The 13,024-nt window shown below is 38.1% G+C and carries 9 protein-coding genes; 4 read left to right on the top strand and 5 right to left on the bottom strand.

The genetic code is table 11. The features are described from left to right. Positions 1-34: 34 nt before the first annotated feature. Together FAZ19_RS02015 and FAZ19_RS02010 are read right to left on the bottom strand one after the other, a co-directional pair. Positions 35-1,738: a glycoside hydrolase family 3 protein gene (locus FAZ19_RS02015; RefSeq protein WP_229707300.1), complete on the bottom strand. Its 1,704-nt coding sequence runs from the start codon at positions 1,736-1,738 to the stop codon at positions 35-37. Between the two features lie 99 nt (positions 1,739-1,837). Beyond that, positions 1,838-2,368 carry a TetR/AcrR family transcriptional regulator gene (locus tag FAZ19_RS02010; RefSeq protein WP_229707302.1) on the bottom strand — a complete coding sequence of 177 codons (531 nt, stop codon included), beginning with the start codon at positions 2,366-2,368 and terminating at the stop codon, positions 1,838-1,840. A 200-nt stretch (positions 2,369-2,568) separates the two neighbouring features. Here FAZ19_RS02010 and FAZ19_RS02005 point away from each other — a divergent pair, with 200 nt between their 5' ends. Beyond that, positions 2,569-5,334 (top strand): TonB-dependent receptor, encoded by a 2,766-nt coding sequence (locus FAZ19_RS02005; protein WP_136818925.1) that lies wholly within the window; start codon positions 2,569-2,571, stop codon positions 5,332-5,334. A 23-nt stretch (positions 5,335-5,357) separates the two neighbouring features. Here the strand turns inward: FAZ19_RS02005 and FAZ19_RS02000 are convergent, their stop codons facing one another. Beyond that, positions 5,358-6,029, bottom strand: a complete 672-nt coding sequence (locus FAZ19_RS02000) for a response regulator transcription factor (RefSeq protein WP_136818924.1) — start codon at positions 6,027-6,029, stop codon at positions 5,358-5,360. Beyond that, positions 6,026-7,429 carry a sensor histidine kinase gene (locus FAZ19_RS01995; RefSeq protein ID WP_169305536.1) on the bottom strand — a complete coding sequence of 468 codons (1,404 nt, stop codon included), beginning with the start codon at positions 7,427-7,429 and terminating at the stop codon, positions 6,026-6,028. Before FAZ19_RS01995 ends, FAZ19_RS02000 begins: the two co-directional genes overlap by 4 nt. A gap of 147 nt (positions 7,430-7,576) precedes the next feature. Here FAZ19_RS01995 and FAZ19_RS01990 point away from each other — a divergent pair, with 147 nt between their 5' ends. Further along, positions 7,577-8,944, top strand: a complete 1,368-nt coding sequence (locus tag FAZ19_RS01990) for a DUF4270 family protein (protein WP_136818922.1) — start codon at positions 7,577-7,579, stop codon at positions 8,942-8,944. A 3-nt stretch (positions 8,945-8,947) separates the two neighbouring features. After that, positions 8,948-9,961: a Kelch repeat-containing protein gene (locus tag FAZ19_RS01985; RefSeq protein ID WP_136818921.1), complete on the top strand. Its 1,014-nt coding sequence runs from the start codon at positions 8,948-8,950 to the stop codon at positions 9,959-9,961. Positions 9,962-10,040: 79 nt separating this feature from the next. Here the strand turns inward: FAZ19_RS01985 and FAZ19_RS01980 are convergent, their stop codons facing one another. Continuing rightward, positions 10,041-11,033 (bottom strand): aspartate-semialdehyde dehydrogenase, encoded by a 993-nt coding sequence (locus FAZ19_RS01980; protein ID WP_136818920.1) that lies wholly within the window; start codon positions 11,031-11,033, stop codon positions 10,041-10,043. Positions 11,034-11,312: 279 nt separating this feature from the next. Here FAZ19_RS01980 and FAZ19_RS01975 point away from each other — a divergent pair, with 279 nt between their 5' ends. Continuing rightward, positions 11,313-12,992, top strand: coding sequence for a lamin tail domain-containing protein (locus FAZ19_RS01975; protein WP_136818919.1), 1,680 nt, complete (start codon positions 11,313-11,315; stop codon positions 12,990-12,992). Positions 12,993-13,024 lie beyond the last annotated feature (32 nt).

Raw genomic sequence — 13,024 nt, 5'->3', positions numbered from 1 at the left:
AGCTGACCTTTAATGTATGATTCATGAACATTTTCTATAAACCCATTCCGTAGGAAAACTTTTTATTCACCGTAACCGGTAATTTCCCTGTGGGTTTTATTTGCTTTAAAAGAACCTTTAGGGCGGCGCGTTGCATAAATCCTTCATTTTGATAAGCAAGCAAGATTGCACTGCTTCTATCTATTTTTACGGTGTTTAACGCGTATGGGTTTGTAAACATTATGGTAATGGTGCGTCTACCTGCTATTTTATCAACGAATTCCTTTACTGGCTGTTGGATAGGCAGTTCATTTCTAGGACGCATACGATCGTCATGGATCGCCACTATAATTTGCTTGTGTCCTCTTATGTCTTTAATCAGTTGCTTCAATTGATCTTGGGATTCCTCCCCGGATATATAGTAATTGGTCGCATCGGAAAGTTGAAGCCCCAACCCGCTTTCAAATTCTTGCGCAGACTTGATCCCTAAACTGACTACAGCAGTACTTTTTTTCGTATCAAAAGACTGAATACGTTTATTTGATTTCAATAAAGTAACGGAAGCGTCAGCCATACGTTGAATGAGCGACTTGGTCGAAGCTCTATTCAGCTCGTTTGTTAAACCATTTGTGTTAACAGGCCGGTAATTGTTCAATCCTAACCAGTATTTCGAGGCAAGTACTTTTTTGACTCTTTCATCAATATCAGTTTGTTTAATACGTCCGCTTTTTATCGCTTTTTCTACCAAATCGATGGCTCTTGCGCTATTTTCAGATATTTCCAACAGATCATGTCCGGCTTCAATCGCCATTACATCTGCTTCACCATTCGGGAAGAACTTTTTCACCCCTTTCATATCCATGGCATCTGTAACTGTAAGTCCTTTAAAACCTAATTCATTACGAAGAATACCCGTAACGACCTTTTTTGAAATGGAGGAAGGAATATTTGGTGTGGCATCCATAGCTGGAATATGCATATGTGCAACCATAACAGCTGGTGCTCCACTCTTTATTAATTCGCGAAACGGAAACATTTCCAATGTATCCAAACGTGTTCTCGAAAAGTTGAGTTGTGGGAGATCATAGTGCGAATCGACATCCGTATCACCGTGCCCAGGGAAATGCTTAATCGACGCAATAATGCCTCCATCAACCATTCCGTCCATATATGCTTTGGCCTTACGCGCTACGTTTTGCTTATTATCACCAAAGGAACGAAAACCAATGACCGGATTGTTCGCATTATTATTGACATCCACTACAGGAGCGAAGTTAAAGTGCATTCCCATACGTAAAAAGTCTTTTGCCACTTCACGCCCCATTTCATATAAAAGATTGTCATTTTGCATAGCGCCTAATGTCATCTGATACGGAAATGAGAGTGTTGAATCCGGCAAACGCATTCCCACTCCCCATTCTCCATCAAATGTGATTAACAAAGGAACCTTCGTAAGCGTTTGATACATATTATACATATTTGCATGCCGTACCGGCCCGCCTTGAAAAACAACTAGTCCACCTAGTTGCTCCTGTTGAATTACCTGCGCAACAGAATCAATATATTTCTGCCCTAAATTTGTATGCGCTCTTACTAAAAAGAGCTGTGCAATTCGTTCTTTGGGAGACAATGAATTGAAAACAGAGTCTACCCAATAATGTTGTTTATTGATAAATGGTACAAAAGCAGGCTTCTTCTGTGCATTAACATTCCCCATTAATAGCAACGCTAACACCTGAATTAAAATTATTCTAAACATAATAGTTCATAGTTTACGATACGAAGAAACGTATTATAATTGTATTTATAAAGATTTGTGCGTTATTTTTTTTGCAAAAAGCATAAAAACGCACAGCCACTAAACGAGACCGTATTTTTTTTCCAGTAACCTAGCTATATCTGCTGAATTATCGATCTCGCCGCAGGCTTCTTTTTTCCAAAGCATATCAATAGTCAACAATAAATATTGCGTCTCCAGTTCCGGATTGTCATATCCCAATTCCACAAATGCGCGCTGAAGAATGGGTTGAACAGGCTTCATAAACTGTTCGTGCTGCTGCTTAGAAAATGGAATGTGCGATAATCGCTCTTGGAGTTTCCAAAATAAAGGTTCTTCAGCGACCAATTTGCTGGGCAAAAAAATCATATTTCTCAAAAAATCTTTTGCACTTTTATAAGTCATCATACCTTTATGATACTGCAATACACGCCGATACCCTGATTTGACCAGGTGAGCTAAAAGTGCATCTTTATTCCCAAAATGCTTAAAAATCAATGCTTCAGAAACACCAGCGGCTGCAGAAATCTCTTTTGTCGATGTATCTGCGTACCCCTTCTCTGCAAATAGACTTAACGCCTTCACCATGATCTTCTCTTTACGACTCAACATCGATTCCTTCATTTTCTACAAAATACACTTATTCTTACAAACTTAGATAACTTACCGTTTTTTAACAACAAAAACTATCGATCCAATTCAAAGATGAGATTCTCTTGTTATCTGTCAAAATATAGATTTGTATCATTTTCATGATAATGAAGCTATCTAACTAAGATTTAGCTATCATTACATTCACAAATCACTAACCTGTGAATACTGTTAAACTAAACATACGAAGGTTGATTCTTGTGCCGCTTTTATTTTGTGCTGTGATGGCCTCAGCGCAGCAAAATATTTCCGGCAATATCATCGATAAAACCACATCGCTACCACTTGAAGGTGTAACTATTCGTATCCTAAATACCAAAGACTCCTCTATAGTTGCTGCTACTACAAATAAAAGCGGCATTTTCACCTTTACAAAGGTAAAAAAGGGGAATTATCTAGTGGAAACTAATTTTATAGGTTTTAAAACCGAAAAAAGAACAGCAACGGTAGATGCCCAACCCCAACATTTATTATTCCGGCTGGAACCTTCGGAGATTGAAATCGAAGAAGTAGAGATAACAGTTCCGCAAGCTGTAATGCTGAAGGGAGACACCATGGAATACGATGCGAGGAACTACGCGACTCGTGAGTTTGCAGATGCAGATGAACTAGTGTCTCAAATCCCTGGTGTACAAATGGACGAAGAGGGTAACGTCACTGCACACGGAGAACAAGTAACGAAAATAATAGTAGATGGAAAGGAATTCTTCTCCTCAGATCCACGAATAGCGTTAAAAACACTTCCAGCAGAAATCATTGCCAAGATTCAGATCATAGATGAAAAATCAGAACAGGCTCGATTTTCAGGTTTCGATGATGGTAGCAGGAACAAAGTCATTAATATTGTCACCAAACCCGATCGACGACATGGGCACTTCGGAAAAACAAATGGAGGAAAGGGCGATGGGGATAAATTTGGCTTGTCAACCAATCTCAATAGCTTCGACGGCGACAAAAAAATTGCTATCAATTTGATGGCAAATAACATCAATGAAACCAACTTTGCCGAACAGGGTCGTGGAGGTGGACGCAGAGGAAATAACAATACTGAAAGGGGGCTTTCAGACACGTACGCAGGGGCTATTAATTTTAACAACGCTTATCTCGATAAGAAATTGGACATAAGTGCTGATTATAAATTTGAATCTATAGCAACAGAAACCAATACCTTCTCAAACATTGAATATCTATCTGATTCCCGGGCAAATCAATTCCGAGAGCAAAATCAATATTCAGACCAAAGAAAGACAGAACACAGAGCGAATTCCAGGATTCGCTGGGAGATTGATTCTACGAACCGACTTGACTTTTCGCCTAACCTCTCTTTAACAAAAACGAATCGTATTAATGATTCCTATAGTAGAACGACACGGAATAAAGAGGATTTAATCAATGAGTCCGATCGGTTTATGGACAATGAAAATAGTAATTTTTCGGTCGGCGCCAATCTTACCTTTATGCATCGTTTTTTGAAAAACGGAAGGACGATCTCTTTGAACCTAAGTGGGAATATAAACACAAATAATGCCGAAGGATTGAACCTTGCAACTACCGACTATTATAAGGAAGCACTAGTGAGTCGCATTGACACCAACAACAATAAAAGTACCACCAATGGTTACGGCTCTGGCTTCAATAACAGAATATCCTATACCGAAAATATCTCAAAGCGGAGCCGTATTCAGGCAAATTATAATTTTAGAAATACAGCAAATTATTCTGACCGAGAAACCTTCGAATTCTTAGCGGAGACAGGACAATTGGGGGAATTGCGTGATAGACTGTCCAACGAATTTAGAAATGACTTCCAATACCATAGTGCAGGACTCTCCTATTCTTACAACAGAAAAGACTCATTGCGAATACAAGCAGGTCTTAATTACCAACATGGAATACGAGTAAATAAACGAAGCGTTCCTATCAATTTACAAACGGAAGCGAACTTTGGTAGTTTCTTGCCAGAATTTACAGCGACTTATAATTTCACAAAATCCAGAACCCTAGAATTTAACTACAATACCGCAACTAATGCACCGTCTATTAATCAATTGCAGGATTTTGTGAATAATCAAAACGAGCTAAGAATTGCTAATGGTAATCCTAATTTAGAACAGGAGTATAATCACAGACTACGGCTTCAATACAGAGATGTAAACAGATCTTCTGGACGGAGTCTTACGACTAATTTCGACTTTAATTATACCAACGACAAAATCATAGAATCCAGATTGATAACAGACAGCACAATCGTTCTCTTTGAAGGTGGACTGGGGGACGAAATCATTCTAGAAGCCGGAGGCCAGTATACAGTTCCTGAAAATGTAGACGGAGCATACGCAGTACGGCTACGGAACAGCTATGGCCTCCCTATAAAGAAATTGAAACTTAACCTCAACCTCAATACGAACTTATTCTACAATAACGACTACGCTATTCTCAACGACGAGCTCCTCAATAGCACAACATATGGGTTCAATCAAGAAATCGGTTTTAACACCAACTTTAGCAAACGATATATTTTCCGCGCAGGCTATCATATCAATGCAACCTACAACAACAATCCCGTCTCGGAAAGAGGTCGATACCATGTATATAGGCATCGGGTTAATGGTAGTGCAACAGTCGAATTATTTAAAAAATGGATAGTCTCGTCCAACATTATGTATTTGTACAACAGTGGTATTTTAGGTTCTGAAGGAATAGTTACCAATATTTTGAACGCTTCATTGGGTTATAAACTATTTAAAAAACAGAACGGTGAACTTGCAATTAGAGGCTTTGACTTGTTGAATAATGCTCAAAACATAAGTCGTAATATAAACACAACGTCTATTTCCGATGTCACATCGAATACATTAAATCGGTACTTCTTACTAATGTTTACTTATAATTTGAGAAATTTCGGAGGAGGAAAAAACAGTCGATGAAATGATAGCATAAACGTTTGAAACTAACCAATATTTAACATGTATCCTATTCCTCTCACATTCGTTATTTTTATTCGTTCATCTTTGGACAAATATTTTCGTATACGACTAATAAAAACATCTAAGCTTCTCCCCGTAAAGTAGGTGTCGTCATTCCAGTACGCTTTAATAATCTCATCACGAGGTACCACCGTATCTTTATGTTCAAAGAGTCGCCGTAACAATTCGCACTCCCGAAAGGACAACTTCTCCTTTTCTTCGCCGTAGGACAGTGAATTTTTAGTCGTGTCAAGCACATAATCCCCAATGATATACACTTGATGAATGCCTATTTTTCGTCGCTTCACCAGGGACTCTATGCGCACAATCAATTCTTCTATCTTAAAGGGCTTACGAACATAATCATTTGCGCCGAGCTTAAAACCTTGTACAACATCCTCTGTCTGGGTCATGGCAGATAAAAAAAGAATCGGAATTTGAGGATCAAGCTTTCTAATCTCGACAGCGACAGTAAAACCATCCATAAGCGGCATCATGATATCCAACACCACGATATCTGGCTTTACTCTCTTAAAAGCGGACAGCGCTTCCTGTCCATTCTCCCGATGACGAACAGCAAACCCTTGATCTTCTAAACTATCCGTAACAATCATAGCAAGATTTTGCTCGTCTTCTACGTACAAAACATCTATCATATTTTTGTTGATTTGGGTAAGGTTATTATAAACGTTGTACCTCTTTCTAAGGCACTTTCTACTTCTATAAATCCATTATGTTGATCGACAACTTGCTTTACATAAGCCAAACCTAAGCCAAAACCCTTAACCGCATACAGATTCCCAGTAGGAACTCTAAAAAAACGATCAAATATGTCCTTATGGTAAACTGGCGCAATCCCTAACCCATTGTCTTTGATTCGAATTTCAATATCCTTGGGCCCTACGACGATAGAAATAGCAATATCTATACTCCCAACGGAATATTTAATGGCATTGTCGATCAAATTCGTGACTACATTTTTTAGATGAGCTTCATCCGCATCAATAAATACCGACGGAGAAGTTGACATCACGCTAAATCGTACGTCTTTATGCAAACTGATCTTCGCACTCTCTATACAGGTATTTATCAATCTAATGACATCAAAATTGGCAAACTCGAGTTTCACACCATTGGCACCATTCATATCAAAGTGCAATACGCGTTCTATCATTTGTGAAAGATGATCCAATTCTCTCCGTGAAAGATCAAGATATTTTTCCATCCGCAAACGATCTTCTTTTGCACCATAGCGTTGGACGGCCTCTATCGCCGCCATTACAGTAGCAATAGGAGTCTTTAACTCATGTGTCATGTTATTGACGAATGTCTTATGCATCAGTGCCAACTTATTCTGTCGGTTAATCGTCCACAGCAAATAAATAAAACTACCAATCAATGCTAATACTAATATTAAAGAGAGTACTAACTGCCAACCCATCTTTACGAGAATATAGGTCTTGGGATCGTCAATTTTGGCAATTAAAAACTCGTTATTGTGAGAATTAATCAAAATGGGGCGAGTCGTTAGATTTCCAAATTCATCTACACGAATCTGCGTAGGTGTTGAATGCCGGGGCAAGGAATCTAAAATCTCTAATGTAATATTTACTGGAACAGATATATGCTTCGATCTAAGAAATTCGTCCAACATTATATTCATCTGTCGCAAGGTGGTATTATTAAATTCTATATTCTGCAACATAAAAGAAGGGACGATTTGGGCGGGCTCTTCGCTTTCAGCCGATCGAGTCCGTTTCCGTTCGAAAGTTTTTCGTCTTTCCTTTCCCAATGAATCCAGAATCGCCGATAGCTTATTTTTATCCAGCCCGGGATACATCTCTGCAATTCGATTGATGAAGCGATCGCCATTTTGCTTATTATTTCGCGCTCTCAGTTCCCGAAAACTTTCCTCATGATCATCGTAATACCGTTGAATAACATTAAATAAACTTCTTTCAATGTCAGATACCACAAGTTCTTCCCGACTTTTGTAACTATCCAACAGCCAGATCGACAACACGACAATAATCCCTACTAATGTGAGGACTATCATCAGCATTAGAATTTTGTATTTATTTAACATTATTAAAACAAATTTAATTTGTTAGATTTGCATCACGCATGGAAATTACCACATTTAACATATTATAACACATATTAACAGTTGGTAATATTTACATTTGCATGTCAATAAATAAATATGAGGCAATTATTACTTTTTAAATATATTTTTCTTACCTTCTCATTACTTTTAATTATTACGCTAGGAAGTTGTGATAAAGACATGAGTGTATCCCTAGGTAATACGAGTGAAAATTTCGGAATTACAGTTGTAGATTCTATTACAGTAAATACGTCGACTTTTCAGATGAGCAATTTACCTTCAGCTGCTACAGGTACTATATTGGTAGGAAAAGCTTCACAAGAGGAAATAGGCTCTGTAAAATCAACATCGTATTTTAAACTAGCTTTCACCAACTTTACAAACGATATACCTACTGATGCAGTTTTTGACTCAATTAATCTCGTAATTAAACCGAAAACAAATAGGTACTTTTATGGGGATACTACTGCTGTTCAGAAAATAACTGTACATCAGCTTACTGAAGCATTAGAGACAAAAAATATCAGTTCAACTGTTAACGGAAATATCACCCCAATTTTTGTAACTGGTGCGACAATCTTCTCCGATCAAACATTCGATTATGATCCTTCGCCGCTTGGATCATTGACTTTCAATCCATTTGTAAGATCTATAGATACTTTAAGCATTAAACTAAACAATACTTTGGGAAATGAGATCTTCGATATGGTTGTATCCAATGACGTGGATGTGGCTTCAAACGAAGCATTCCAGCAATATCTTAAAGGACTCGTGATTGTACCGGATGATCAGAATACTGTTATTTTGGGATTTAGTGATACCGTAATGGTAAACATAAATTATTCGTACATCGGCAATGATGGGTTTAATAAGCATGGTGTAAAGAGTATCACTACTGGAGACAGAACATTCCAGTTCAATAATATAGAATACGATCGTACGAACACCTCTTTTGCTGCATTGAATTCGACCAACAAAGAATTAAAAAGCAGCCAAACTAACGGTCAGGTATATCTTCAAGCCGGTACGGGAACTGTAGCGAAGTTAGACATTCCTGCGTTAAAGGAATTCATGAACGAACCCAACATTTCAATTAATAAAGCTCAACTCATTGTAGAAACGACCGGAGAGATTACTTTTAATCCTTTCCCTAACCCTGCTTCTGTAATGCTTTTAATTGCAAATGACAACGGAATTCCCTTCTCTTATGTACGTACTCCTTTCTCCTCGACCATTCAACAAGTTCCTTACATGAACGGAAATTCGATGGGAAGAAATGCAAAATATGTATTTGACTTAATAGAATACATTAACACCGTTAATAAGGCGGAGAGTGACAACACCTCTTTATTTTTAACCGCGTCTACACCAAATCTGTTTAGCACAACAAATATGGCTCTGATAGCGACAGAAAATAATTTACCAAAAATTAAATTAAACATTGTATATACTAAATTTAAATAATTTATGAACAAGAAAAATTGGCTCTTCATATTTTTAGCCTGTACTATTGCTTTCACATCTTTGAATTCTTGCAAGAAAAGTGACGACGAAGACACTACAGATGATGGCCCCACGGAATGGCAAAGATCCGCAGTATTTGGAGGAGATCCGAGAAATCAAGCAGCAACCTTTACAATCGATGATCAAGCTTTCGTAGTAGGCGGTCTTTTGAGAACAAATGCTATATTGAGTGATACGTGGTCCTTTAACGGATCGGAATGGGAAGAAATAGCAGCTGAGTTCTCTGGAGATGCTCGTCGCAGTGCAGTAGGCTTTGCAGTAAATGGCAAAGGCTATGTCGGACTAGGATATAACGGCACAGAAGCACTAAAAGACGTTCATCAATACGATCCAGCAACTAAATCTTGGAAAAAAGTAGCAGACTTCCCAGGAGAAGCTCGTTTTGGCGCCGTTGCTTTCGCATTGGGAAATTACGCCTACGTTGGTCTGGGGATGACTCCTACAGATAAAACTTTTAGTGATTTTTACAGATATGACCCAAGTAACGATTCTTGGTCACCAATAAAGGTACCATTTACCTACAAGAAATCTCATGCTTTTGCATTTGTTATTGGAAATAAAGCCTATGTGGGTGGTGGTATCAGCAACAACCAGTACCCTGAAGAATTCCATTCCTATGATGGATCAGATTGGGCTACGTTAAAGCCTATAAGAAGAGATGATAGCGAGTATACGTATGACTTAACACGTCAGAGTGCGGCTACATTTGCCATCGGAAACTACGGTTATGTGGTAGGTGGTCAAAAAGGTTCGGTATTGGGTAATGTATGGAAATATGACCCTTCTTCAGATTCTTGGACTGACAAGCATCAAGCATTGACCTCTGCCGGTGCGTCCGCTAGAGAATCAGCAGTTGGTTTCTCCCTTAACGGTAAAGGTTATATCACTACAGGCGGTACCAGCAGCAGCAATAGCTCTAGATTTGATGATACTTGGGAATTTACATCCGCAAGATAACAATAAAGATTATACCCCATAAAAAAAGCTAGTGCAATTTGTGCACTAGCTTTTTTTATGGGGTAACTAACTTAGACCTTTACCCTATTAAGCTTTTCTTTGCTAACAACTCCGCCACTTGAACCGCATTTGTCGCAGCTCCTTTTCTGAGGTTATCCGCTACAATCCAAAGATTAACTGTTTTCGGTTGTGATTCGTCACGACGAATACGCCCAACAAAAACTTCGTCTTTCCCATGTGCATCTCTTGGCATAGGGTATTCTAAATTTGCTGGATTGTCCACTATAAGAACGCCGTCTTGCGAAGCAATAACTCTACGCAATTCATCTAAATCAAATTCACTCTCAAATTCAATATTTACAGACTCGGAATGACCTCCTACAACTGGAATACGAACTGTAGTAGCTGTAACTTTAATGGAATCATCTTGCATAATCTTGTTAGTCTCCTTGATCATTTTCATTTCCTCTTTCGTATATCCATTCTCTTGGAACACATCAATATGAGGAATAACATTCATATCGATTGGGTAGGGATATGCCTTTTCGCCTTCAATTCCTGCACGTTCATCATTCAATTGTTGTACCGCCTTCACGCCCGTGCCGGTTACTGATTGGTAAGTAGAAACAACTACGCGCTTAATTTTGTATTTATCATGTAGCGGCTTAAGTACAACAACCATCTGTATTGTCGAACAATTTGGATTGGCAATAATTTTATCAGCAGCAGTCAATATGTCTCCATTTACCTCAGGGACAATTAATTTTTTGGAAGGATCCATACGCCAAGCTGAAGAATTATCAATTACTGTAATTCCTGCATTTGCAAATAGTGGAGCATACTCTGTAGAAGTACTGCCACCTGCAGAGAATAGCGCCACATCTGGCTTCAACCCGATAGCTTCCGTTGGTGTTACTACTTTATACTTCTTCCCCTTGAATTCGATTTCCTTCCCTTTGCTCCGCTCTGATGCTACTGGAATTAATTCTGTTACGGGGAAATTACGTTCCGCTAATACTGTTAACATTTCTGATCCGACAAGCCCTGTCGCGCCTACTACAGCTACTTTCATAGTACTTATTTACTTATATTATATTTAAATTTTTCTTGACAACCGCCCATTAGAGTTCAGTTGTCAAACATAGTAAATAATGATGAGCAATTTATATAATCATTAAAATTTTTATAATAAATCGGCATTTTTTTTAAAAAATCATAAAAAATACAGTTGAATTCGCAAAAAAAGACAACATGATCTTAACACCATTTCGTATAACAGTTTGGCGAACCAAAACCGATTCTGTATATTTGGTTTGTATCTGTAGCTACCAATTATAAGATTAAATCATAGATGACATTTTTAGAGCATATATTTTTCCTCCATTTGAAATGGATTTTAATATTGTTCACCTTGTTTATAACGGCCAATTTACAATCCCAGTCTCTGATCATAAATGAAATAATGGCAAACCCTTCCAACGGGAAACTTCCTAACCACGAATATATAGAGTTACTTAACATTGGAGATAACACAATAAATCTCTCTCATTACACGCTAACGATATCAAATAAAACAACCGCACTACCAGAATATTTTTTACCTCCTAATCAATACGTATTGTTATGTAGTGAGACAGCCCAGCCATTCTATGAAAGGTTTGGGAACAGCTTGGCTCTAAACAACTGGCCAACCCTCACCAATAGTGGAACCAGTATTACACTAGCTGGAGACAACGGCGTAGACCAAGTTAACTACACAGACAGCTGGTATAAAAGTTCCACCAAAAAAAATGGAGGATGGAGCCTTGAACGCATTAATGCCAATTTTATGTGTAACTCCGCATTGGGTTGGCGCGCATCCGAGGCTCCAGCTGGAGGCACACCGTGTAAACCGAACTCGATAGCTGATCGATTTTATTTTCCTGAAATTGAGATTTTATCATCGAAAGTGGAAAATAATACGATCGCATTGACTTTCAACACTCCGAAAGCTTATTTGGAAAATTTACAAAAAGATTTATTTGTAATTGACAATAACATAGGAATACCCGCAAGAATAGAATGGAAAAATAATACAGACAGCCTATTGTTAATTTTCCATTCTGCTTTTGCCGAATCTTTTGATTACACACTTTCTTTATCCCCTTTTAGTTGGTGTGGGAGTAATTCTTCCGAAAAGAAACTACATTTCTTTATACAAGGCGATATTGCATTTAATCATATTGTCATTAATGAGGTCCTCTTTAACCCAAAGAATAACGGAGTGGACTTTGTAGAATTATACAATCAATCTAATAATATTATCAATCTTCAAAACTGGAAGCTGGGGAACCGAACCATTACTGTGAACCGCTTATTGTTCAATCCCCAGCAATATTTGGTGCTTACAACCGACAAAAACAACATTCTAAAAAATTACCCATCTGCTCTGTCCGACAATATTGTCGAGATACCAAGCCTTCCCCCTTATCCTAATGAGCAGGGAAATGTCACACTTTTTTCAAATCATATTTTAGTAGATTCGCTCTATTACTCCTCTAGTATGCATCGACCGTTCTTGACGAATGTAAAGGGTGTATCGCTTGAAAGACAATATTTTCACCTGCCGACAAATAGTCCTAAAAATTTTACATCTGCGTCCACTCTAGCTGGAGGGGCAACTCCTGGCTACCTTAATTCAACAAATGTGGATAACTTTTTTCAAAAAAACAATGTGTCTTTAACATCAAAAACGATGTCTCCTGATGATGACAATTTTGAAGATCAACTGGAGATAAACTATGAATTCTTGTCACCAAGTATGATGTTAAATGTAACAATATTTGATGATAGAGGGAGACCAGTCAACCGATTGATTCGTAATCAAAGTGCAGGTGCTTCTGGAAAAATCCAATGGGACGGAAGATCCGAAAATGGACAAATTTCTCCTTCGGGATTCTATATTTATAGAATGGAGGCATATGATAAAAACGGGAATCACGAGGTATACAAGGGAGGTTTTGTGCTTACCAACAAATCGATCGGGTATTGACAGAAACGCTATAAAAGATATATCTTTGCAGG

The organism is Sphingobacterium alkalisoli, assembly GCF_005049105.1.
Classification (GTDB): Bacteria; Bacteroidota; Bacteroidia; order Sphingobacteriales; family Sphingobacteriaceae; genus Sphingobacterium; species Sphingobacterium alkalisoli.
This window is presented reverse-complemented; position numbering and strand designations above follow the sequence as displayed.